Here is a 24,402-nt window from a genome sequence, read left to right as displayed (position 1 = left end):
AGCGTGATAAATGGCTTCCTGGGAAAAGATATTGTTCAATTTCAAATATTGCGTGATTGTAGTAAATAGTTTTGCTTAAATACGAAACAGAACTTAAATTCATTAAGGGCTGGAGATAGCGATTTCTTAATATCGTTTTTCTACAGCCTCGTTAGATTTACCCAATCGGAGAATGAAATTGTTTAATATCTTTAAATGGAAAAAATCAATTTCAAAACCTGATCCTAATTTAACTGAAAGTGTTCAAGAGTATAATCAAAGGCTAGACGCATATCTTTTAGCAACTGGTATCGTTGATTCAGAATTATATGCGAGTTTGCAGGGGGCTTACAGTTATGACGCAGCTAGCACAATTGGTTGGTTAAACTCAAAGTTCAGTGTATTAACCTCAAGGCTCAAGCTTAAAAAATCACTTTATTTATATGATCCTGATTCACTAACACAAATTGAAATTCATACTGCTAGTGAATTTAACAACTGGGTTAAATTAAGATTTCCAAATATCTAGTTTCCAATACTGTGCTACGGCAAGGCGTAATAAACCCAATGTCAAAAACTTTCTCTTTAATCCTGATCGCTCTTATAAGCGGGTTTATTGTTCTTGGTTTTATGGATGAACCAGAATTGCGAGAACCAGGCCAGTTAGTAGCATACCGGGGTGGCGGGCAACTTATTGACTACCAAAAACTTGGAGAAAATAGTTGTACTGCTAGATCTATCATTCAATCGGAAAATGCACATATCGAGAACACCTTGGAGTCCATCAGGGATGCTGATAGCGCCGGATTTGACGTTATCCATGTCAATATTCATCGGTCAAAAGATAATAACTTTGTTCTGTTTCACGATTGGACGTTAGATTGTGCTACGAATGGTACGGGAGAGGTAAAGGCGAGCACCGCTGGCCTACTAGCCGAACTAGATGCAGGTTACGGTTATACTTTTGATGATGGCCAGCACTTCCCTTTTAGGGGAAAAGGGTATCGCATTAGCAATTTAACCACGATTCTGGATGAGTATCCGAATAGAACGTTCTGGCTTAACCTCAAGAACAATGATGAGGCATCTTTTGCAGCTCTATACGAGATGCTAAGGTCTGGTTATGGGGGTCGCTTATCTGACTTCGTTATCTTTTCAAGTGAAAAAGGTTCGAACTGGTTTCGACGGGAAGCTCCGGAATTAAAGGCGATCAGCGTGGAATCGACTAAAGAATGTTTTAAGGACTATATGTTATACGGGTGGAGTGGAATATTCCCGGACGCGTGTTCGAATCGCCCCCTACTGATTCCGCCAGACAAAGCGAAATACCTTTGGGGGTATCCAGGAAGGTTCGCAGCACGAGCTCAGGATAACGAAAGTCGAGTATATCTGTGGACAAAACATACATCTTTGCGAAGTCATAAGTTAGACATTGAAAACGGTATAGGCGTAGTCACAAGCGATATTCAAGGTGTCAAAAAAATATTGCACTAACATGGCCAGGCACAGCCACAGATTTTTCGTTGCTACTTCGACTCCACTACAAAAGCTGCACCTGTTAAAATTTACGCGGTGTTATGTAAAGTCAATAAGCGAGCTTAGAGCATGGCCATAAGCGAATTTGAAATAAAACGCTGCGAGAAGGAACTCGAAAAGTTCCTGGACGAAAAGCGACCCCCTGCTCATGTTCGAGCAAAGGTTGATCTGGGGTATCGCATTACAGGCCAGAGCGTCGAAATATTCGAGGTCAGCCCCCATTTTCGGAACCCTGGCGAGAAGATAGAAATAGCGGTTGCTAAAGCAACCTATATCAAGTCCCAGAAACTCTGGAAGGTTTACTGGATGCGTCAAGACCTAAAATGGTATAGCTATCCTCCTGCTCCGCAGGTACGGCATTTTGAGGAATTCCTCACCTTGGTTAAGGAGGATGTAAACGCGTGCTTTTTTGGCTAGTGCACACGAAGTAAGCCGTGTCTGATAACAACATTGCGTAATCTGGTCCCATATGGAGTTTATGTGAAATTTAGAAAATATAATGCACTGGGAAATTCATATTTGGTGATTGAAGAGAAAGATCTCGCGGTGAGTCTTTCGAAACAGATAATCACTATTATCTGTTCGCAAAATTTCGGAATCGGATCAGATGGTATTTTGTTAAAGTTGGTGGATTCTAGTCGGCCTGGGTTCGGTTTAAGGATATTCAATCCGGATGGTAGTGAAGCTGAAAAAAGTGGAAATGGAATAAGAATTTTTTGTAGATACCTTTTTGATAGCGGGCTTGTAGATGAAAAAGACTTCACGGTGTTTACAAAAGGCGGCGCTGTTAATTGCCAAATAATCGACTCTGGCAGAAGAGTTAAGGTTGAGATGGGGACGGCGACGTTTGACGGTGAGATAATTCCAGTATCAAACGTTTCGGGTGAAGTGCTAAATAAAGAACTTGTCATAGATGACGAGGTGATAGCTTTCAATTCAGTATCCATAGGAAATCCACATTGCGTGATTTTCACCGATCATCCCTCCAGAGCGCTCGCAAATAGGCTGGGGCCACTATTAGAGAATCACCCCATTTTTCCTAACAGAACAAATGTTCAATTTGCAAAAGTCATCAATAGGAATCGCATACAAATAGAAATTTGGGAGCGCGGAGCGGGCTATACCTTAGCATCGGGCAGCAGCAGTTGCGCGGCTGCCTCAGTGGCAAAGAGGCTGGGTTACTGTGATAGTAAAATTACAGTTCGTATGCCCGGTGGGGAAATTGAGATAAAAATTGATGAAAATAATGCAGTTACTATGGAAGGCCCAGTGACGAGCGTGTGCTCTGGAACGCTGTCAAGCGAGGTGCTGGCGCAAGGCATATAGTTGTCGTTGTGCTTAATATTACGTGAACATAATCAGTAGGTGAGATAAGCAATGAAAACTCAGTATTACACGGCCACAAGCCTTGATGGATTTCTTGCGACGGAAGATGATTCTCTTGATTGGCTTTTTACTCTTGGCGAACTTAACAATTCCAGTTATCCGGAATTCATAGCTGAAGTGGGTGCCTTGGTTATGGGGTCAGCGACCTATGAATGGATGATACGTAATGCTGATCAGGTAGCTAAGGAGACGGGCTCACCATGGCCGTATAACCAACCCGCATGGGTATTCTCAAGCCGCAAGCTGCCTATGATTGAGGGCGCAGATCTCCATTTTGCAAATGGAGATGTCGATGAAATCCACAGAGAAATGCGCATCGCTGCTAAAGATAAAAATATTTGGATTGTGGGCGGTGGTGATTTGGCTGGTCAGTTCTACGACGCAGGCTTACTGGATGAGCTCATTGTTCAGGTGGGCTCTGCAACCCTTGGTAAAGGTAAGCCACTTTTTCCGCGCCGTGTTTTGAGCCCAGCTTTGCGGCTCATCTCCGTTCGCCAGATGGGGGCAGGTATGGCCGAGTTGCGTTATGAAGTGCAAAAAAGTGGTCAGGAAAAATAGGCCTAACAATTAATTTAGCGTCGACTTATTGGAATGGGGAGTGTACACATTAACTTCGCCATGAAGATAAAGGCCATCGTCGATAAGGAGCTTCAAGGGGCCGCATCGATTAATAAAACTATGCATAATCTTTCACCAACCCCGCCACCCAATCCATAAATACCTGCACGCGTTTGGACAGGTTACGACGGTTGGGGTAGATCAGGGAAATCGGCATGGGTTCGGCGGCGAAGTTTTTCAGAATTTCTACTAACTGCCCTTTCTCAATGTACTGGCGCAGCCCCGCTTCCGGTGCCTGAATGATCCCCAGCCCCGCGAGGCAAGCCTGAGTGTAGGCATCGGCATTGTTCACTGTCACCGGGCCGTTCATTGGCAGGTTACGGTAAGACTGTCCGTCCCAATATTCCCAGCCGCTGGACTTGGCGCCCAGGGTAAGCACGTAGTGCACCAGCCAATGGTGCTCAGCCAGTTCTTCCAGTGTTTGCGGTTCGCCAAATTTTTCCAGATAGCCCGGGCTGACGCAGTTGATAATGCGGAGCTGCCCTAACGGCCGGGCGATCAAACCTGAATCCGCCAACTGGCCCACCCGCACCACGCAGTCAAACCCTTCGCGCACCAGGTCCACGCGCCGGTCTGTACTGCTCAATTCGATTTCCACTGCCGGGTAGCTGGCCAGAAAGTCCGGCAAGCGGGGGATCACTAAATTTCTGGCCATGGCGGTGGGCATATCAATACGAATGCGTCCGCTGATATGAGCGGGCGTTTGTTGGAAAAGGGATTCAAGCTCATCCATGTCTGCCAGCAGGTCTTTGCAACGTTCGTAAAAAATCTGGCCATCCTGGGTCAACTGAACCTTACGCGTCGTGCGATGTAGCAGCCGTGTTCCCAACTGGGTTTCCAGTTGTTGCACGGCGCCGGAGACACTGGCTTTCGGCAATCCAAGGCTGTCGCCGGCGCGCGTAAAGCTCGCCAGTTCTGCCACGCGCACGAAGATATTCATGGCTTCCACTCTGTCCACAGGTCACCTCATTGTTCGGATTTTATGAACAGTGTATCCGTATCTGTCAGGTTTATCCTGCGTGAGTTGCTCAATAAACTGGATTCACATCATCACTGATCCACAGGAGGTTCACCATGAGCAACAACATCGCGATCGTAACCGGCGGCAGCCGTGGCTTGGGCAGAAACGCCGTGCTTCATCTGGCGCGCCAGGGCATTGATGTGATCTTTACCTACCACTGCAACCAGATGGAGGCCGCTGAGGTCCAGAAACAGGTTGAAGCTATGGGGCGCAACGCCGTGGCTTTACAGCTGGATGTCGGTAACAGCACAAGTTTTCCTGCTTTCGCCCAGGACGTTAAATCTGCCCTACAACAACATTGGCAACGGGAGCATTTTGACTTTCTGATCAACAACGCTGGCATTGGCATCCATGTTCCCTATGCGGAAACCACAGAAGCGCAGTTTGATGCGCTGATGAACATCCACCTCAAGGGGGTGTTTTTTCTGACGATCAATCTGCTTGAGCTGATCAAGGACGGTGGCCGCATTATCAATATCTCCACCGGCCTTACGCGATTCACCTATCCCGGCTATGCGGCCTACGCTGCAATGAAAGGTGGTGTGGAAGTCTTGACCCGCTATATGGCGAAGGAACTCGGTCCGCGCGGTATCAGTGTCAATGTGGTCGCGCCTGGGGCTATCGAGACTGACTTTAGCGGCGGTGCAGTGCGGGACAACAAAGCGTTAAACGATTTTCTTGCCGCGCAAACTGCTCTGGGGCGCGTGGGCCTGCCAGATGACATAGGTGGCGTTATTGCGGCAATGGTGGCAGAAAACAGTTACTGGATTAACGGCCAGCGAATTGAAGCCTCTGGCGGTATGTTTCTGTAGAAAATGGTTCGCTCTGTGAGCAATGCGACGCACAGAGCGAACTTATTCCGGAAAGTATATCCTGCAATCCTCGCTGTATCTCTCATTGAATACGCGCTATATTTTCTCCGGTTGCGCCTCGTGCTGCATTTAATGTCGGCATTTGGCTTTATTTGATTGGAGTTAATTGAAAGGAATAAAAAATGATAAAACGCATTCTGTTATTGAGCATCATTTCGCTCGGATTTTTTCTGCCAGCACAGGCTAGCGATACTAAAAAAATCCTGATTATCGCTTCAAATATTGAAGATATGGGCGATCCAGATAAGCACGATGCCAGAAATAATCTCTGGGAATACGCGCCGCCATATCATATTTTTGTTTCCCATGGGTACGATGTGGAATTTGCCTCTCCAGCTGGAGGTGTAGTGCCGTTTATGATGGAGCCTCTGGGTATCAGTAGCTACACGATTAAATATGAAGGTTTTTTGGATCGGGCCAATCGTTCACTGACTCCAAACCAGGTTAAACCCGAGAACTACGCAGCCGTTTTTATTGGTGGAGGCTATGGAACTCTGTTCGACGTGGCTTCGAATCAAAAGCTGCTTGATATTATGGCGAAGATTTATGATAACGGTGGCGTGATAGGTAGCTGTGGGCACGGAGCGGGAGCTTTTGCGAATGCAAAACTAAAAAGCGGCAATTTTATGGTCCAGGGAAAACGAGTTGCCGGTTTTCCGAATTCGACAGAAAGAGAAAAGTCTTGGGCTAAGCAGGGTACATTGCTGCCATTTCTTGTTGAAGAACAGCTTCGGAAGAATGGGGCAATTGTTGTCAACAAAGACAGCATTGCTGATAAACATGAAGTGATCATCGACAAACGCATAGTCTCCTCAATGTTCCTGCCATCAGCAGCACTAGTGGCTAAGGAAATGCTCATCTTGCTTGAGCACGAGAAAAAATAGATCGATTCAATCGACTTCCGGTGCGTTGGCTAATTGAATCGTTAATTCAATTTAAGATATAGAAATGAAAAGCCTTTAATCTTCCTCGCTATGTCGAGATACGTCAGGAAAGCAATTTAGGAATGATTTATGAGAAGAAAGGAAAGGCCGATACTGCTTCGTATTGTAAATGCAATATCAGCGGTGGTATTTGTGCTCTCTTGTATTTTTGAAGCTATATCCAATGCATTTTCAAGTATCGGGTGAGCACTCAATATTGAATAGGTTAAAAGTGCCCCTTTCTGAAGTTTTATATGCTAATTGAAAATCACCCATAAAAAATGATTAAACTCGCGCCCCTCCCCATCCTCAATCATTATCAGCACTAAATAGCAATCCGCTATAAACAGACGTTACCCACCATCAGATTTCAATTTGCTCCTGCGACCAATGAAAATCGGTTTGTGACGCTCCTCAATAAAATCACGTTCAGCGGCGCGTCTTTCCCGCATCTGGTCGTTGATCTTCAGTCAGTTCTATATGATTCGTCATACCATATAATAATAATTTTATTATGCTGTTGGTCGGAGTAAGCGCGCATTCGACAGCGGTAGATAAATGCGAAATCTCGCTCTCCAGATATTCCAAACCAATAACTTTTAAAGGGACAACACTATGATCAATCTAAGACGATGCATGTTTGCATCGGCGATGTTATTTCTTCTGCCGATGATCACTCATAATGTTTACGCACTCACCTGCTCCGCTAACGCGGATACCTGGAATAACGGTTACGTGGTGAATGTGACGGTTACGAACGATGGTAATTCTGCAATCAACGGCTGGCAGCTGGCGTTGAATTTTAATCAGAGTCCTGGCGTGACGAATTCCTGGAACGCCGCCATTTCAACGTCCGGTAACACAGTCACCGCAACCAATGTGTCGTGGAATGGCAATCTGGCTGCCGGGCAAAGTGTAAGCTTTGGTTTTCAGGGTACGCACAGTGGCAATTTCGTATTACCTACATGCTCAACGGGTAGCGGTCCAACCCCCTCGTCGGCGAGTTCCAGTTCTTCAAGCATAAGCATTCCCAGCAGTTCATCTTCCAGTGTCTCTTCGAGCTCCTCTAGCTCTGTTGGCGTTGGCAACAACAGCATCACTGTGCGCGCCAGCGGCACCACCGGTACAGAGTCCATTACCTTGCGTGTCGGCGGTACGGCTGTGCAGAGCTGGACCTTGAGCACCTTCATGATGGATTACAGCGCCACGACCAACCTGAGTGGCGATATCCACGTGGTGTTTACCAATGACAACGATGGTGAAGCGGATGTGCAGGTCGATTACATCATCGTTAATGGTGGGACCCGCCAAGCCGAGGATCAGAGCGAGAATACTGGTGCCTGGGGCAATAACCAATGCGGTGGCGGTTCGAACAGCGAATGGCTGCACTGTAACGGTTATATTAATTTCGGTAGCGTGTCGGGCGAGCCAACATCAAGCAGCTCATCATCAAGTTCAGTCGGGAATGGCTCCGGTTCGGCCGGATGTGGATCGGGAGCGCGACTAAGCAACGGTCGCCGTACCATTAATGTTGGTGGGCTGAATCGTGAGTATGTGCTCGATATTCCGAGTAACTACAACATGAACAACCCCTACCGGCTCGTCTTTGGCTGGCATTGGCGTGGTGGTAGTGCCAATGATGTGGTTGGTCAGGGCTATTACGGTCTGAAAGCGTTATCGAACAACAGTGCCATCTTCGTAGCGCCCGACCGCGCGCCAGGTACAGACGGATGGACCAATACCAATGGCCGGGACATGGCCTTTTTGCGCGCGATGCTCGACGAACTCAAGTATTCGCTGTGTATCGATGAGGACCGTATTTTCTCCGCAGGATGGAGTTACGGTGGGATGATGTCTTTCGCTGTGGGTCGTGAGATGGCTGACACCTTCCGCGCGATTGCCCCGGCATCTGGCGCGCTTTGGACGCCATACACTGACAGCGGATTGCCAATGGCTGCCTGGATATCCCACGGCACCAGCGACAACGTGGTCGGCCACAATGCCGGTGTGGAAGCGAGAAACCTTTTCGTTTCGGCTAATAGCTGCTCAAACACTACGGTTCCGATCCAGCCATCTCCGTGCGTAGAGTATCAAGGCTGCGCTGCGGGGCATCCGGTGGTCTGGTGTTCGTTTAACGGCGGGCACTCGACGCCCTCGTTCTATTCCTCCGCCGTGTGGAGTTTCTTCAGTCGATTCTAAACCGGCTGTTTAATCCAGGTAATCTGAAAACAGCGCCCTATGGCTAATAGGGCGCTGTTTTTATTTATAGATAAATGATACGTGAGAATACACACAGATAAGGCTTGCTCGAATTGTGTTTCGATGGATTGCTTAATAAACTACCAAAAATTACCTGGAAAATTCTATGAAACTGGATATTGATAAGCTCCCCTTTGATCGCTGCGAAGATGAAAAAATACATATTCCAGAATCCATACAAAGCTACGGTTATCTTTTTGCGCTAAATCATAGTACCGGCGTTATTGAGATTATCAGCGAGAATGTGCTGGATCTTTTTACCACCGAAGGGCCATTGATTGGCAGTAACTTTTTTGATTTGCTTGACGAAGATGAGGAGGAGGTAGATTTTTTTCAGGAGACCTATCGCCGAGCCAAAAGCCGACATACCCGCCTGCCCATTAAACTTCGCTTTGATAAATCCGTCATAAATAACGAAGTGGATTTCAATTTTTTTGCTGTTGTGTATGACAGTGATGATCGTTTGATTATTGAGCTCGAGCCTGCGGCAAAGTTCCGGCAGGCATACACCGCTGAGCATTATATTAAAATTTATGCAATGAGCATTGCGCCGAAATTTAAAGCGTTTCACTCGCTTGACGAAATGGCGCAAGAGATTGTGGAGACTATTCGCTACATCACCGGTATGGAGCGGGTGGTGCTCTATCGTTTTAATGAAGACAACTCAGGCAAGGTGATAGCAGAAGCGCGAAATGACGATGTGGAGTCGTATCTGGATCTTTATTATCCTGCCTCCGACATCCCCCCACAGGCGAGAGAGCTTTACAAAAAGAACTGGGTGCGCTTGACGCCCAATGTGGACCTGGAGTCATCCCGACTGATTCCGTCGATTGAAGAGAGTGGTCGCGAACCCCTGGACTTAACACATTCATTACTTAGAACCCTTTCCCCCATCCATCGGCAATACATTCGTAACCAGGGGTTACTGTCCTCATTCTCAATGTCGTTAGTTACCCATGATCGTTTATGGGGGTTGATATCCTGTCACAGTAGAAAAGCAAACTATATTCCCCAGGATGTGCGTTTGCAGTGTGAAAACCTCAGTCAGCTGTTCAGTTGGCACCTGTATGCGAAAGAAGAGGAGTTGTTTTTCAAGAAGAAAGAAAAAGCTGATCGATCTATTGAATCGATGTTGGATAAGATTTCGCCCAATAACCCTATTGTTAAAGTGTTTGCCGAGTATGAGCAGGAAGTGTTGCGGTTGATGGATGCCGATGGTTTTGTATTCTATTCTGACCAGGAAGTTATATCTTTGGGTGTCACGCCTGATTTATCCGTGGTTCAACATATCTACGACAGTATCAATACGCCTCAGGGAAAGCCCTTTATCACCGACCGAATGTCCAACGAATGGGGAAGCGAAGAACAGCTTAATGGCATTGTGGGTGTGATGTTAATTCCGTTATTTGAAAAACGGAGTTACTTCACCGCGTGGTTTAGAAAAGAACATGTCTATGAACAAAAATGGGCGGGCTTGCCCAATGAAAAATCGGCAAGCGGTTCCAAGCGCGAGCGTTTAATGCCGCGTTCTTCTTTTCAGGTACACGTTAAAGAAATTAAAGGCACCTGCAAGGAATTTGATCAGACCGACGTGGATATGGCCAGCCGCTTCAACCGCATGTTCCTTGCGCACGCGTTGGAAGTGCAGGATAAGATGCGCAAAAATATGTTCGACCTGGAGCAGCAGGATCGCCATAAGAATGAATTCCTGGCCACATTGGCCCATGAACTTCGCAACCCCTTGGCCCCGATTAGCAATGGCGTATCATTACTTGAATATACTGACTCGGCCGAGGTGCGGAAAAAAGTTACCGATACGATAAAGCGTCAGGTCGGTTATATGACCAAACTGATCGACGATCTTATGGATGTGTCACGTATCACCCAGGGCAAGGTGAAGCTGGAAAAGCGTTACGTCGAGATTCAGGAAATTATTCGCAATGCTATTGAAATTGTCGAAACGCTTATTAACGAAAAAAATCACTCGCTGCGCATCGATATGCCCAAGGCGCCGATCCATGTGCACGGTGATGCTGCGCGCTTGTCGCAGATATTTTCAAATATTATCAATAACGCGGTTAAGTACACCGATAACAATGGGGTTATCGAGCTCATCGTCACTCGCACCGATAACCAGGTATCCGTTCTGATAAAAGATAACGGGTTGGGAATTCCCGCTGACAAACTCGACGATATATTCTCCATGTTCATGCAGGTAGAAGCGCATTCCACTCATACAAAGGGAGGGCTGGGTATCGGCTTAACCCTGGTGGACCGGCTGGTAAAACTGCACGACGGTGAGATCGTCGCCCGCAGTGAGGGAGCGAACAAGGGCAGCGAATTTGAAGTGATATTGCCCTGTGTAGAAGCGCGCAGTACTGGAGCGCATAAAAGCGATTCAATAACCGGTGCAGTTAAATCCAGCAAAGTATTGGTTGTGGACGACAACGCTGATGTGACGGAAATGCTCGCCATATTGTTACAAAACGCCGGACACCAGACCGAGACCGCCTCAAGCGGGATAGAGGCCATTGAAATCTTTAAAAGATTCAAACCCGATTTTGCCGTCTTGGATATCGGTATGCCTGATATTGATGGCTACCAACTCTGTACGCTCTTACGCGCATTGCCTGAAGCACAACACACGACATTCTTCTCGCAATCCGGCTGGGGTAACAAAGAGTACATAGAGAAAGCCATCGCGGTCGGGTTTGCTCGCCATTTCGTCAAGCCGCTTGAATTTTCTGTTTTGGAGGAGGCGATCAATAAATATTCAGAAGGTAGTGGTTAGGCAGTGGTGCGGGTGGGTTAGGTCCGCAGAGAGGGGGGAGTAATCTAATGGAGAATGCCTCCTTTATGCTAATGATAATGATTGTTGTTTGTGTTATTGTGTGCCTCCAATTCTGACACCTAACCCCCGTTTTGGAGTGCTTTCGTGAAAACTACCCTACTTCCTCTCTCTGCGGCTGTGTGGCTTTGCCTCTTCCCGCAGTTAGGTCTGGCTCAGGACTCTGCCAGCAGTACCCCGTCGCAGAAACGCCAACAGGAAGGCTCCCTTGAAGAAATCAGAGTTACCGGCAAATACGGTGTCGAGCAAACCAAGACATTGGATACGGCGACTGGCCTGGGGCTGACTGTCCAGGAAACGCCGCAGTCAGTATCGATCCTGACCGCTGAACGGATGCAGGACCAGAACATCACCAGTATTCTGGATGCGGTGAATAACGCCGTCGGTGTGTCCTCTGCGGAAGTCGACAATGTGCGTAACAGCTTTTATTCGCGCGGCTTCCAGATCGACAGCTATCAAATCGATGGTGTACCGACTTCCTGGAGCCTGGGTGGCGATTCAGGTGAAACCGTGGCCGATACCGTTATCTACGAACGTATTGAATTTGTCCGTGGGGCCACGGGTTTGATGACGGGCGTCGGTGACCCCGCTGCTTCTATCAACCTGGTGCGCAAGCACGCCAATAGCACCGATCTCACCGGCTTTGTCGATGTCGCCACGGGTAGCTGGGATAAAAGGAGCCTGGCAGCCGATGTGTCTACCGGCTTAAATGAGAGCGGCAGCCTGCGCGGTCGCGTCGTGGGTCGTTATCTGCAAGGTGATTCCTTCATTGATTTTTATGAAGACGACAAAAAAACACTCTACGGTGTGCTGGAAGCTGACGTAACCGACGCAACCTTACTGCGCGTAGGCGCGAGTTATCAAAACAATAACCCGACCTCAACGGTGTGGGGCGTACTGCCCGGCTTCTTCTCCGATGGCACCAGACCTGATTGGGACGTTTCCAAAACCACGGCGATGGACTGGAACCGCTGGGAGTCAACCAACACCAATTACTTCGTCAGCATCAACCATGCCTTTGCCAATGGTTGGGAACTGCTCGCTAACTACAACAATTTGCACTACGAAACAGAGGCGCGGTTGCTTTACGTTTACGGCACGCTGGACAAGGCGACCGGTGGTGGTTTGTTGGCACAACGTTACCGCAGTGACGGCGAATCAAAACAAGACAGTTTTGATATCCAACTGAAGGGCGATTTCAATCTGTTTAACCAAACCCATGACTTTGTAGTGGGTGCTCTTTATGCAGATCAATCAGCGAAAACCTTTACTCAATTGCCCTTGGGTGGCGACTTGTGCTTCGGATACGACTGCGTTCCGGTAGAAAACTTCTACGAATGGGGCGACTTGCACGAGCCGGAATGGTCGGATGTTCGCACCCAATCTCAGGGTAGCGAAACCGAACAGCGCGGTTACTATGCCGCTACCCGTCTTTCCGCCACCGACAAGCTCAAGTTTATTCTGGGCGGACGCATAGCAACCTGGGAGCGCAACGGTTTTGATTGGAGCGGTATCGTTGATTACGGCAATAAAGATCAATTTATTCCTTACGCAGGCGCCCTTTATGACGTGACCGACGCCCACCGGTTATACGCCAGCTATACCGAAATCTTTAAGCCGCAAAATAATCGCGATGCCAATGGGGATTTCCTTGATCCGCTGATCGGTGAAAGTGCAGAGATTGGTTTAAAGAGCCGTTTCCTTGACGACCGTCTGCAAACCACCATTGCCTACTTTGATATCCAACAGGACAATCTGGCTCAGCTCGATACCTCTTTTGAGGGGACGCCAGAGCAGTTGTATGCCTACATCGGTGCCGAGGGTGCGCAGAGCAAAGGCTTCGAAATAGAAGTGGTTGGCCAACCTGTCGATGGCTGGAATATCAGCGCGGGCGTTTCACAATTTTCCATTGAAGATGCCCAGGGTAACGACCTGAACACCGATATTGCGACCGAGTCGATCAAGCTGTTTACCTCCTACCAATTTGGCGGAGCGCTGGATCGCTTGACGTTGGGCGGCGGCGTAAACTGGCAAAACGAGACCTACTCCGCCGGCATCAATCCGGTTGGTCAGCCCGACAGGCTCACACAAGACGCCTACGCACTGGTCAACCTGATGGCACGCTACGACTTTACTGACGACCTCAATGTGCAATTCAATGCGGCTAACGTGACGGATGAAAAATATTATTCCCAGGTGGGGTATTTCAGTTCATACCGCTACGGCACACCACGCAATTACACACTCAGTCTGAGATACCGCTTTAACTGATACCCGCTATACCGCAGGTCACATCTCTGGCCTGCGGCTCTCCCCCTGTTCCCTTTCAGGTTTACAATCCCCGTTATCTTAATAATAACGGAGACCAGGTCATGCAACGCCCCACCAAAAATTTTAGCCGCAGTTGGCGCTCAGGCGTTACGCTAATGTTACTGTCAGCCTCGATTTTTTTTATGGCCGGGTGCGATAAACAATCCAACCGCTTTCAAATGACAATCGATAGGGTCGATGAACTCAATGGCATGATCCTCAAAGGTATATCAATATCAGGCACAGTAGAGACGGGTTGTATCGCGAATGACGACGCGTTTGTGGTAACCAGGAACGGCAAGGAGATTCACCAAAACACCGTCAGAGTATTGAACGTGAAAGATCTGCAAGACCCGGATAATTTCAATGGTGAAGTGTATATCGGGGATTATGTGACTTTATATATTCCGGACGGCAAAAAGCAGGATATTCAATCAGGTGACATTCTCAGCAGTAACACCATCTCTTGTGATAAAGCGGCGGCACGAAAATAATCTTTCACTGAAGTCATGATAAGTGATCAAGAGGTGAAGTTTGAATACGATAACCATCTTTGATTCGCACCTGCACATCATCGCGCCTGGGTTTCCACTGGTGCCCAACAACGGTTATGTGCCGGATGCTTTTACCTGTGCCGATTATCGTGCGCGCGTGAAGGATTATCATCTGCTGGGTGGCGCCCTTGTATCCGGCTCATTCCAGGCCTTTGATCAAACCTGGCTGCTGGCCGCATTGCAGCAGTTAGGGCCATCTTTTGTTGGTGTAACGCAATTGCCAGCATCCGTGTCTGATGAGCAGGTGATTGCTTTGCATACCGCAGGTGTACGCGCGCTCCGGTTTAATTTGAAACGCGGAGGTTCAGCAGACGTCGATCAGCTCGAGCGAATGGCGCATCGTGTTTATGAGCTCGTGGGCTGGCATGTTGAACTGTATGTTGACTCTGCTGAGCTGTCCGGATTGTTCAACACCCTGCTTGGTTTGCCATCGGTCAGCATCGATCATCTCGGACTCTCCAAACGCGGTTTTCCCACGCTGGTTAAATTGGCTGAGCGAGGCGTTCGCGTAAAAGCCACCGGCTTCGGCCGCACAGATTTCGATGTTCGCGACGCCTTGTCGACACTCTACTCGGCCAATCCCGACACCTTGATGTTCGGTACCGATCTCCCCTCAACCCGCGCCCCTCGTCCTTTTCAGGATGAGGATATTGACCTGATCATCCATGCGGTGGGTGAAGAGGGTGCGCAAAAGGTTTTATATAAAAATGCATTGGCATTCTATCGCTTGAGCGAAGACGCGGATCAAGCTGTTGGATTCAGAAAGACGCAATAATTCATTATCGCAATCCATATTGAGAGGCTATAACTGTAAAGCGTTCTTTCACCTAAAAAGGAGATGTTGCGATGAAGAGCATTATCGGTTTTATTCTTACATTAAGTATTTTCCTGGCGATAGCGGCAACCTCAGCCTTCGCGTGTACGCGCGCGGTGTACCAGGGGCCGGATGGCCTGATTATTACCGGTCGATCCATGGACTGGCGCGATGAAATTCCGGCAAATCTGTGGCTGTTTCCCCGAGGAATGCGGCGCCACGGTGCGGTCGGGCCGAACTCCATCAGTTGGACGTCCCGTTACGGCAGCATTGTCACCAGCGCGTTTGATATAGCCAGTAGCGATGGGATGAATGAAAAAGGTCTGGTAGCAAATCTGTTGTGGCTGGCGGAATCCCGTTACCCTGAATACGGTCCCAAACAAAAAGGCTTGAGCGTTGCGGCCTGGACGCAGTATGTACTGGACAATTTTGCCACGGTTAACGATGCCGTTGCTGCATTAAAGAAAGAGCCGTTTGTGGTAGTGTCATCAAACATCCCCGGCACAGATCGTTTTGCTACCCTGCATTTATCTATATCGGATGCAAAAGGTGATAATGCGATCTTTGAATATGTAGACGGCAAATTGGTTATCCATCATGATATGTCGCACACGGTTATGACCAACTCGCCAATTTTTGAGCAGCAGTTGGCGCTCAGTGCCTATTGGCAGCAAATCGGTGGTTTGACCATGTTGCCCGGCACCAATCGCGCGGCTGATCGGTTTGTGCGTGCGTCCTTTTATATTAATGCCATTCCCAGAACGAGCGACGCTAGGGTAGCGGTTGCCAGTGTCTTCAGTGTTATCCGAAACGCTTCTGTTCCCTTCGGTATTTCCTCAGAAACCGAACCCAATATTTCGTCAACCCGCTGGCGCTCGGTATCAGACCAAAAGAATCTGGTTTATTATTTTGAAACGGCGTTAACACCCAATACATTCTGGGTTGATCTTAAGCAGGTTAACTTTGCTAAAGGTGAGCCAGTCAAGCGCTTAGGTGTTGAAAACCATAAAGTCTATGCGGCCGATGCGCTTTCGTCTTTCAAGGTTGCCGAACCCTTTGTGTTTGCCGGTTTATAAAAATTTGCTTCGTTTATTCACATTAATCGAGGGTTATGGATATGAAATACCAAGGCAGCTGTCATTGTGGAAAAATTGCGTTTGAGGTAGAGGGCGAAATCGACGGCGCGTTGTCATGTAATTGTTCAATATGTCAGCGCAAGGGTTCACTGCTGTGGTTTATGCCGCGCACCGCACTTAACCTGTTAACACCGGAAAACGCGATGAGCACCTACACTTTTAACAAGCACGTCATCAAACACCATTTTTGTCCCGACTGCGGTATTCATCCTTTTGGTGAAGGCACAGACCCCAATGGCAATGTGATGGCAGCCATCAATATCCGCTGCATTGAGAACATCGACCTGACGACAATTCCCGTACAGCACTACGATGGGCGCGCGTATTAATTATTTTAACGGGTTGCATTATGTCCGCAGAGATTAAAACCCTTGGCAGCAAAACGGTGTATGCCAATCGTTGGATGACGGTACGTGAAGATGCTATCGAACGACCATCGGGTCATACGGGTATTTACGGTGTCGTAGAGAAAGCCGACTTTGCCGTCATTGCAGCGGTACAGGATCGACAGATGTATTTGGTCGAGCAGTATCGTTATCCAGTGGCCGGGCGCTATTGGGAGTTGCCGCAGGGTTCATGGGAATCTTCTGCTATCGCGCCTGCGGCTCTGGCGGCAGCAGAATTGCGTGAAGAAACAGGTTTAATCGCCAACGACATCCGTCACGTCGGCCATTTATTTCTCGCGTACGGCTATTCAACACAAGGTTACGACATTTTCTTCGCTACGGATTTGACCCAATCTTCTGCGCAAATTGAACCGGAAGAACATGGGTTGGTTACCCAGCCTTTTACTGTGGATGATGTTGAACAGATGATCCTTGCCGGACAGATCAAGGACGCCACCACGGTAGCAGCCTTTGGGTTGCTGAAAATGAAGGGACTCATCTGAGATATGAAAGTCGATACGCAGGCAATTGCATCCAGTCGCTATGTAACATTTACCATGTTCAACACTCCATCAGCGTAAAAAGCGCGTGTCCGAAACGACGGCGTGCTGGCGCTGACGTCGACCCACTAGTGGAAAAAACAAAGGTAACTGAATAATGCCAACCTCTTGCTCTATTAAACAACTATCCGCGATTGACCTGGAGTTGATGGATTCAATGTTGACGCTCTTCGGGGATGCTTTCAACGAGACGGAAACCTATACGGCGCGGCGCCCCGGAAACGCGTATTTGCGGAAATTGTTGGGCAGCGATTCTTTTATTGCACTGGTTGCCATCCGGGATAATAAGGTAGTCGGTGCGTTGGCAGCGTATGAACTGCATAAATTTGAGCAGGAACGCAGTGAAATTTACATTTATGATCTGGCGGTTGACGCAGCCCATCGCCGCGAAGGTATTGCGACAGCGATGATCCAGTCCTTGCGCGCTATCGCCGCCACGCGCGGTGCCTATGTGATATTTGTGCAGGCAGATTATGGTGATGATCCAGCGGTAGCGCTCTATACCAAATTAGGTGTGCGGGAAGATGTTATGCATTTTGATATTGCGGTATAAAAGTATTCTCTTAAAAAATTCTTAATATCTGGCTGTACAAGCACCCATATCCTGACACTTTTTGTCAGTAATCCTGAATAATTTCTTACAAAAAATATTTCAAACGCCCATTGAAAAGACGCATGGGTGGATATATTGTTTTCCGCCTTGAGGTTGTTATTTTCTGGAATAGGTTTGAGATGTCATCATGGGATTGACCCTGCTCGCCATTTTTATTATGTGCGCCATTTATGTTCAGCAGCGTGGCGTCGTTCAACACACCAAGCTCACCCGTAGAATTTCTGATCACTCCAACATCATGGCGCCGGTTAATTGCCTGTTCTATGCTTTTTCACGCATAAAGAACACAGCATATGTTGACGTTAACCATTTTCCGGAGTTGAAGTTGTTGCAAGATAACTGGGAAATGATTCGCGATGAAGCGGTTGGTCTTAATCAGGCATCGCGTATAAAAGCGTCCGATGACCTGGATGATCTCGGGTTTAATTCTTTTTTTCGCACGGGGTGGAAGCGTTTCTACCTTAAATGGTACGGCGCTACCCTGACATCGGCGAACCAGCTTTGCCCGAATACAGTTGCCCTGATCAATAAAATTCCCAGTATCAAGGGCGCCATGTTTACCATGCTGCCGCCAGGCGCGCGGCTGGTAAAACACCGTGATCCTTACGCGGGTTCATTGCGCTATCACCTGGGCCTGGTGACGCCGAATTCCGATGACTGCTACATTGATGTGGACGGGCAAAAATATTCCTGGCGCGATGGTGAAGCGGTAATCTTTGATGAAACCTTTATCCATTACGCCGAGAATCGCACTGATAAAAACCGGATTATTTTGTTTCTGGATGTAAAACGCCCGGTAAATTTCTTTTTGGTGGATTGGTTTAACCGGCTGTTTTCGCGCGTGGTGTTGGCCGCGGCGGCAACCAAGAATATTGAAGGGGATAAGGTCGGCTTTTTGAATCGGGCTTTTGCCCATGTGTATAAATTGCGTGTGCTGGGCAAGAAGATTAAAGCGTTTAGTTCGCCCTTGTATTACGGCATTCAATACGGTCTTTATGCGCTGCTGATTTACCTCATCTTTTTCTGATCCGATAAACATACCCGCTGTTTAACAGCGGGCATCTCCGAATTAAATGGCCGGGATATCTACCCAAAAGCGCACATCATCGCATTCGTGCCCTGCCAGTTGGTTGTAGGTCCATTCATAGCCTGTACGGAAATTGTTGATGTCTTGCGTATTGGGGTTTGCCAGACCGCTGGAGCCATTGCGGTGGCCAGCAAACCATTGGTTGCCGTAGTAGTTGCGGCATTCGTTGTATACCTGTACGTCCAGGCTGCGGCTGCTGTTCATCGCGGCGGACACGGCATAGTCATTGGCGCTGTAGCCGCGCCATTCCGCATGGCACTGACGCATCATGCCCCAGTTTTGCTTGGTGGCGCCGGCATTAAACGCGTCGCCGGTTTTGTTATCGCCATAGGCATAGTTGGTATCCATCCGCTCGGTTTCCATCATCGCGGAGGCCAGGAAGCGGCGATCCGCGCCGGCATTCAGGTAGGCTTGCTTGTTGGCGCCCAATCCGGACACGGTATAACAACCGCAGCTCATTCCGCTGGGGCAGTTCAATGAGCCGGGGCAGCTACCGGTGCCACAACTACTGCCGCCGCCCGAAGATCCACCACCGGCAACCTGGCAGCTCTGGTTATTCTCCCAACCCCAGCCATCGCCATCCGGATCAGATGCAGCGCTGCTGCAGGTCGGGTAACCCCCGGAGCCGCCCGATGACACGATACAGCTTTGGTTGTTTTCCCAGCCCCAGCCATCACCGTCCGGATCGGCGGCGGCGCTGGAACAGGTCGGGTAATTCTGCGCAAGGCTGCCAGTGCTGAGCAGCAACAGTGAAAATATAACGGCAAGATATTTAACGATACTCATTGTTATGTCCTCATTATTATGACGAGTAGAGTGGAGACTTGTAGTCGGTTACATTTATTTTTATCGATATTTCAGCTAATTAGCTTTTGCATTATTCGTATTTAAGTAACCGGTTACAACTGTTAATGCGGCATGAGGTCGGCCATTATTATTTCGAATGGAAGTAATGACTGTGGAGGGGGCTACAGCAGGCGTGCCTGCCGCGCGAGCCAGCCAAGGCTGGCGAGGATGATACCGCCGGATAACATCGCACCCAGCTTGATCACCGTAACGGGGGCCAGGGTTTCCAGGCTATTGCCGACCATCAGGCCGATGTCTTGCACGGGTAACTGGCTAAAGACTATTCCGCTGATCAGCACCAACGGAATACCGGTGATCAGCCATTGCGCCCGGCGGCTGAGGGCCGGCCGGTTATCGAGCTGCGCCATAACGCCAGCGGTAAAGCCGTCATCGGCCAGGTAGTCCTGGCTGTCGCGCAGCTGTCGGGTCAGCAGTTGATCGAATTCGTCGGGTGAGTTCATGGTAAATGGCTGATGAGTGTCAGTGGGTTTGATCATACGACTTCACTCCAGGATGACAAGAGCTTTTGCAGTTTTTGTTTGCCCCGGGCGATGTGGGTTTTAACCGTGCCGAGCGGCAGGCTCATGATCTCTGCCGCCTCGTCGTGGGAAAACCCGTCTTCATAGCACAGGCGAATGGCCAGTTGCTGGGCCGGACTCAATTGCTCCATGGCGGATGTCACATCCTTTTTAGCCGCGAATTGTTGCAGCTCGCACACCTCCGTTTCGGCATCCTCATTTTCTTCCAGTTCACACCAGTCGATTTTTTTGGCGCGCCAGCGATTGGCCGCAATGTTGAAGGCGATGCGATACAGCCAGGTGGAGAACTTCGCCTCTGCGCGAAATCCTGCCAAGGCGGCATACGCCTTGATAAACGTTTCCTGGGCAAGGTCATCTGCAAGATGAACATCGCCGTTGCACAGGCGCCGCGCCCACAGGCGCAGTTGCGACTGATAGCGCAAGACCAGCTGCGCAAAGGCATGCTGGTCTTTAACGCTAACGACCCGTGCAATCAGGTCCTGATCGGAGACCGACATGGTGTTCAGTCCTGGGCTTTGAGTTGTGCGTTTTTACTGTCAGCCAACTTCCAGACGACGAGCTGTGAAATGCCCAGGCCGATGATGATGAAACCCACAGAGCCGATGCCGATTCCCAGGAATAAGGTCAGAAATATCAGCAGGCCGGTACCGATGCCAATATTTTTGACGCCCTTGCGCAGGTTGTCTTCGGCCACCGCGCTGCTGGCTTCGTCGCCGCGCAACAGTTCCAGCGGAACGTCTTTACCGGCGGCGAGCAACTGCGCAATGTTCTCACTTTGCAGGCGTTCCCGGCGCGCCTTGGCCCGGTAGTGCATCAGGACCAGGAAGATCACCAGGATGACCGGGCCGCCGAAGATAAAGAAGATGGCAAACAGCGGGATCAGCAGCGCGCGACCCACGTTGTGTTCGGAGCCAAAGGCTTGCCCCAACTCCTGTTCAATATTGCGCGAGATTTGTTCGGCGATGTGACGTTCCAGCACCTCGTCATTGATGTTCGGATGCGCCGATCCGGGAATGGCCGGTACCGCCATCGGCTTTTCCGGGATAGACGGCAGCACCGGCGGTGTCTCTGGCATCGGCGCCTGGGTTTGCGGCGGCGCAACGTCTGGCATTTGAGGATCTTCCGCCCATGCATGCATCGCCAACAACAGCAACACGCACAGCAAAAGTCCGGCCGGGTTGATCGAACCGCTATGAAACATTCGGGAGGTAATTAACTCCATAACAAAATCCTCGTGGTCATAAGGTGCGGCTGCTATCGCGAAGAAAGCGCCGGTTACTGCTGTGACGCACCCGGAGTGCGCTTTGGATTCAGGTCACCCGGTTATTTTAGTAAGTAGGTGGATGCGTCGTGCAGGAATCTTTATAGGTCCACAAAACCTGCTTGGCGCCCGTTGATGGGTCACGTAGACTCGAACACCGCGTCACCTGTAGATCGAGTGGGTGTTGTGCCGTCTTGCTCGTTATGTTCTATTGATTGAAAGGAAGGCTTCCCTTGTTATCGACGTTATGCCGCAGGTCGGCACGCGCTGCTCGGTGGATGGTGTTGATCGCCTGTGCGACGGCAGTGCTTCCGCTGCAGGCACAAACCACCACCGAAAAAATCGCTCCCCCCTCATCCAGTGCGCAACGCTTATATGCGTCGGCCAAGAAAGACTTATTGCAATTGCGCGTGTTGCTGCGCAATGGGCGCAGCCAATCCACGACGGGTTCAGCCTTTTTGTTGGGCGAAGGCAACCTGGCGGTGACCAATTACCATGTCATTTCCCAGATTGCACTGGAACCCGAGACATATATCGGTGAATACGTGGATACCGATGGCAAAAAAGGGGCGGTGGAGTTAATCGCTCTTGATGTGTTGCGCGATCTGGCCATAGTGCGCGTAGATCGTGCCGGTACCGGTTCTTTTCAGCTGCCGGACGAGTTGCCGGTGTTGGAGCAAGGTGAGAATCTTTATTCGCTCGGCAACCCGCTGGACCTGGGTTTTGCCATCTCTGAAGGTACCTATAACGGCATCAGTCGGCGAGGGTTTTCCGATCATTTGATGTTTACCGGGCCCCTGAATCCCGGTATGAGTGGTGGGCCTAACATCACCGCTGCCGGCGACATTGCCGGGGTTAATGTATCGCATCGACGCGACGGGGAACTGGTCAGTTTTCTGGTGCCCGCCCGCTATTTGCAGCAGTTGGTCACACTCGCCCAAGGCCAGGCAACACCGCCAGCGGATTTCAAACCCATCATCGGCGAGCAGCTGTTGGATTATCAACAAGTCATGATGGATCACCTGTTGAGCGAACCCCTTACCCACAAGACGCTAGGTCCCTATCAAATCCCCGTGCGGGAATCAGAACAATTGCGTTGCTGGGGTAGCTCGGAAGACCACACCCAGGAAAATTACACCACCGACAGTATCTATTGCGGCATGGAATCGGTGGTGTTTATCTCCGGCAACTTGCAGACCGGTCGTGTGTCTTTCGATCATCAGCTGATCAGCAGTAAAAAAAACAACCCGTTGCGTTTTTCGCGGCTGGTCAGCGACAGTTTCAGTCATCAAATCTGGAGCAGCCATCGCAGTGAAGAAGTGACCGCGCAACAATGCACCGAAGAGTTTGTGGCCAACGACCATCTGCCGATGCGGGCTGTGTTGTGTGCATCGGCCTATCGCAAATTTGCTGGCTTATACAATTTCACGCTGCTGACGATCACCACCGATGATCCGCTTATGAGCGTCAAAAGTCTGTATGAATTGCGCGGCATTTCGTATGACAACGGCATGGCAATAACCCGACAATTATTAAACGCCGTCACGCGCGCAACCGATGAAGCCGCAGCAGCAGGTGAAACAACCACAGATAAAACAACTACAGATAAAACAACAGGGAGCGCCGCCGAATGAGTCACGTGTTCTTTGTAGAAATTCTTGCGCGCAACGGCGATGTGAAACAACGCATTCCTTTTCATGATCTGCCCATTCGTATCGGGCGCGCCTACGACAACGACATTATCCTGGATGATCCGCACACGGCAGCGCACCATGCCGTCATTGAAACCACCGAGGGCGGTGAGGTGCAGATTCGCAGCCTGGAATCACGCAATGGCATTGTCTATCAGCGCCAGCGCGTTCCGCAGCAGCGACTGGATGGCGATACCAGCGTTCGCCTCGGCCACACCACGATACGCCTGCGGCAGCGCGATTTTGTGGTTGCCGACGAGTTGGCTGATTCCACCAATCACCAGTGGGAAGGTTGGCCGCCGCTGCTGGCGGGGTTGGTGCTGATTGCGCTCCAGGCATCCTTCGCCCATTGGTTAAACCAGACCGGCAAAACCGAGGTGTTGGAGTACCTGAGCGAGATCGCCACCGTGGTCATCAGCATGGTGTTCTGGAGCGGTGCCTGGGCGCTGGTTACCCATCTTTTCAGCGGTCAATTACGCTTTGGACGGCATTTATTTATTGCCGCCAGCGGGCTGATCCTCGGCGAGTTGTGGAGTCTGTTAAGCAGTTATTTGGCCTTTGCTTTCTCGCTGGAGTTTTTTACCCGTTATTCCACGCATTTCGATACGGTGATCATCGCCGTGGTTTTATTTTTCCACATGGTGACTGTGATGCCTCGGCGGCGCTGGCAATGGGGTGTATTGGCAGTACTGCTTACGGTGGGGGCGATGGGCCTCAGTGTGATCAACAGTTATCAAAACACCGGCCGCCTGGCAGGTGAGCTGTACATGCACGATCTCATGCCGCCTGCACTGCGACAAAGTCCGAACATTTCCATAGACGCCTTTATGGATCAGGTCCAGAAGATGAAGACAGGATTGGATGAAGCACAGCAGGAAGAAATAGACCCGGACGAACTGGAGGAAGGCGCCGGGCCCGAAGACTCGCCGCAACAGGATGATTAGCCCTTCATGCATCTATTTTCTATTAGTGATGCAAAACTAATTGAAAATAAAAATGGCGGGCAGCGCCTTCTAAAGAAGCTCGAACAAGGTGAGAACTAGCGTGTACACTGTATTGATGAGAGAAAAGCATCGATATATGCGGGCTGCTTTATTTGAGAGGGAGCAGCAGACATACAGCACCTTGGCATAAACGAATCTTTACAGTGATGAATAACCATT

Annotated in this window: 24 protein-coding genes; 19 read left to right on the top strand and 5 right to left on the bottom strand. The window is 49.5% G+C overall.

Going from position 1 to position 24,402, the window contains the following annotated elements:
* Positions 1–178: 178 nt before the first annotated feature.
* From ACSV5M_RS06400 to ACSV5M_RS06380, 5 genes are all read left to right on the top strand, one after another.
* On the top strand, positions 179–508 hold the full coding sequence (locus tag ACSV5M_RS06400) for a hypothetical protein (protein ID WP_439174796.1): 330 nt from the start codon (positions 179–181) through the stop codon (positions 506–508).
* 38 nt (positions 509–546) lie between these two features.
* Complete coding sequence (locus ACSV5M_RS06395) at positions 547–1,473, top strand: glycerophosphodiester phosphodiesterase family protein (RefSeq protein WP_439174795.1); 927 nt, start codon at positions 547–549, stop codon at positions 1,471–1,473.
* A 111-nt stretch (positions 1,474–1,584) separates the two neighbouring features.
* Positions 1,585–1,932 carry a DUF3024 domain-containing protein gene (locus tag ACSV5M_RS06390; protein ID WP_439174794.1) on the top strand — a complete coding sequence of 116 codons (348 nt, stop codon included), beginning with the start codon at positions 1,585–1,587 and terminating at the stop codon, positions 1,930–1,932.
* Between the two features lie 63 nt (positions 1,933–1,995).
* Positions 1,996–2,841 (top strand): diaminopimelate epimerase, encoded by an 846-nt coding sequence (gene dapF / locus ACSV5M_RS06385; RefSeq protein ID WP_439174793.1) that lies wholly within the window; start codon positions 1,996–1,998, stop codon positions 2,839–2,841.
* Positions 2,842–2,892: 51 nt separating this feature from the next.
* Positions 2,893–3,459, top strand: a complete 567-nt coding sequence (locus ACSV5M_RS06380; protein WP_439174792.1) for a dihydrofolate reductase family protein — start codon at positions 2,893–2,895, stop codon at positions 3,457–3,459.
* A 118-nt stretch (positions 3,460–3,577) separates the two neighbouring features.
* On the opposite strand, the gene ACSV5M_RS06375 is transcribed toward ACSV5M_RS06380, so the two are convergent.
* Positions 3,578–4,477: a LysR family transcriptional regulator gene (locus ACSV5M_RS06375; RefSeq protein ID WP_439174791.1), complete on the bottom strand. Its 900-nt coding sequence runs from the start codon at positions 4,475–4,477 to the stop codon at positions 3,578–3,580.
* A gap of 116 nt (positions 4,478–4,593) precedes the next feature.
* Between ACSV5M_RS06375 and ACSV5M_RS06370 the strand changes: the two genes are divergently transcribed.
* The 12 genes from ACSV5M_RS06370 (at position 4,594) to ACSV5M_RS06315 (ending at position 18,842) form a co-directional block, all read left to right on the top strand.
* Positions 4,594–5,352 (top strand): SDR family NAD(P)-dependent oxidoreductase, encoded by a 759-nt coding sequence (locus ACSV5M_RS06370; RefSeq protein ID WP_439174790.1) that lies wholly within the window; start codon positions 4,594–4,596, stop codon positions 5,350–5,352.
* A gap of 182 nt (positions 5,353–5,534) precedes the next feature.
* Positions 5,535–6,296 (top strand): type 1 glutamine amidotransferase domain-containing protein, encoded by a 762-nt coding sequence (locus ACSV5M_RS06365; RefSeq protein WP_439174789.1) that lies wholly within the window; start codon positions 5,535–5,537, stop codon positions 6,294–6,296.
* A gap of 654 nt (positions 6,297–6,950) precedes the next feature.
* Positions 6,951–8,534 carry a cellulose binding domain-containing protein gene (locus ACSV5M_RS06360; RefSeq protein ID WP_439174788.1) on the top strand — a complete coding sequence of 528 codons (1,584 nt, stop codon included), beginning with the start codon at positions 6,951–6,953 and terminating at the stop codon, positions 8,532–8,534.
* 166 nt (positions 8,535–8,700) lie between these two features.
* A complete protein-coding gene (locus ACSV5M_RS06355) occupies positions 8,701–11,385 on the top strand; it encodes an ATP-binding protein (protein ID WP_439174787.1) in 2,685 nt (894 codons plus the stop codon).
* 144 nt (positions 11,386–11,529) lie between these two features.
* A complete protein-coding gene (locus tag ACSV5M_RS06350; protein ID WP_439174786.1) occupies positions 11,530–13,713 on the top strand; it encodes a TonB-dependent siderophore receptor in 2,184 nt (727 codons plus the stop codon).
* A 101-nt stretch (positions 13,714–13,814) separates the two neighbouring features.
* Entirely contained in the window at positions 13,815–14,246 is a 432-nt protein-coding gene (locus tag ACSV5M_RS06345; RefSeq protein WP_439174785.1) for a hypothetical protein, read from the top strand.
* 40 nt (positions 14,247–14,286) lie between these two features.
* Entirely contained in the window at positions 14,287–15,081 is a 795-nt protein-coding gene (locus ACSV5M_RS06340; RefSeq protein ID WP_439174784.1) for an amidohydrolase family protein, read from the top strand.
* A gap of 71 nt (positions 15,082–15,152) precedes the next feature.
* The gene (locus ACSV5M_RS06335; RefSeq protein WP_439174783.1) at positions 15,153–16,196 is read left to right on the top strand and encodes a linear amide C-N hydrolase; all 1,044 of its coding nucleotides are present in this window, start codon (positions 15,153–15,155) and stop codon (positions 16,194–16,196) included.
* A gap of 41 nt (positions 16,197–16,237) precedes the next feature.
* Entirely contained in the window at positions 16,238–16,585 is a 348-nt protein-coding gene (locus tag ACSV5M_RS06330) for a GFA family protein (RefSeq protein WP_439174782.1), read from the top strand.
* Between the two features lie 20 nt (positions 16,586–16,605).
* Entirely contained in the window at positions 16,606–17,145 is a 540-nt protein-coding gene (locus ACSV5M_RS06325; RefSeq protein WP_439174781.1) for an NUDIX domain-containing protein, read from the top strand.
* Positions 17,146–17,299: 154 nt separating this feature from the next.
* Positions 17,300–17,755: an AAC(3)-I family aminoglycoside N-acetyltransferase gene (locus ACSV5M_RS06320; protein WP_439174780.1), complete on the top strand. Its 456-nt coding sequence runs from the start codon at positions 17,300–17,302 to the stop codon at positions 17,753–17,755.
* A gap of 187 nt (positions 17,756–17,942) precedes the next feature.
* On the top strand, positions 17,943–18,842 hold the full coding sequence (locus ACSV5M_RS06315; RefSeq protein WP_439174779.1) for an aspartyl/asparaginyl beta-hydroxylase domain-containing protein: 900 nt from the start codon (positions 17,943–17,945) through the stop codon (positions 18,840–18,842).
* 42 nt (positions 18,843–18,884) lie between these two features.
* On the opposite strand, the gene ACSV5M_RS06310 is transcribed toward ACSV5M_RS06315, so the two are convergent.
* The 4 genes from ACSV5M_RS06310 to ACSV5M_RS06295 all read right to left on the bottom strand — a co-directional run bounded on the left by ACSV5M_RS06310 (position 18,885) and on the right by ACSV5M_RS06295 (position 21,509).
* On the bottom strand, positions 18,885–19,688 hold the full coding sequence (locus tag ACSV5M_RS06310) for a carbohydrate-binding domain-containing protein (RefSeq protein ID WP_439174778.1): 804 nt from the start codon (positions 19,686–19,688) through the stop codon (positions 18,885–18,887).
* A 182-nt stretch (positions 19,689–19,870) separates the two neighbouring features.
* Positions 19,871–20,245: a hypothetical protein gene (locus ACSV5M_RS06305; RefSeq protein ID WP_439174777.1), complete on the bottom strand. Its 375-nt coding sequence runs from the start codon at positions 20,243–20,245 to the stop codon at positions 19,871–19,873.
* Positions 20,242–20,784, bottom strand: a complete 543-nt coding sequence (locus tag ACSV5M_RS06300) for an RNA polymerase sigma factor (RefSeq protein ID WP_439174776.1) — start codon at positions 20,782–20,784, stop codon at positions 20,242–20,244. Before ACSV5M_RS06300 ends, ACSV5M_RS06305 begins: the two co-directional genes overlap by 4 nt.
* Before the next feature lie 5 nt (positions 20,785–20,789).
* A complete protein-coding gene (locus tag ACSV5M_RS06295) occupies positions 20,790–21,509 on the bottom strand; it encodes a DUF6249 domain-containing protein (protein ID WP_439174775.1) in 720 nt (239 codons plus the stop codon).
* A 272-nt stretch (positions 21,510–21,781) separates the two neighbouring features.
* Here ACSV5M_RS06295 and ACSV5M_RS06290 point away from each other — a divergent pair, with 272 nt between their 5' ends.
* Positions 21,782–23,182: a S1 family peptidase gene (locus ACSV5M_RS06290; RefSeq protein WP_439174773.1), complete on the top strand. Its 1,401-nt coding sequence runs from the start codon at positions 21,782–21,784 to the stop codon at positions 23,180–23,182.
* Complete coding sequence (locus ACSV5M_RS06285; RefSeq protein ID WP_439174772.1) at positions 23,179–24,183, top strand: FHA domain-containing protein; 1,005 nt, start codon at positions 23,179–23,181, stop codon at positions 24,181–24,183. Before ACSV5M_RS06290 ends, ACSV5M_RS06285 begins: the two co-directional genes overlap by 4 nt.
* Positions 24,184–24,402: the final 219 nt, after the last annotated feature.

The sequence above is a fragment of the Cellvibrio sp. ARAG 10.3 genome, from assembly GCF_051846955.1.
In the GTDB taxonomy this organism is placed as follows: domain Bacteria; phylum Pseudomonadota; class Gammaproteobacteria; order Pseudomonadales; family Cellvibrionaceae; genus Cellvibrio.
Note: the sequence above shows the minus strand (reverse complement) of the source record. Positions and strands in the feature narration are given on the sequence as shown.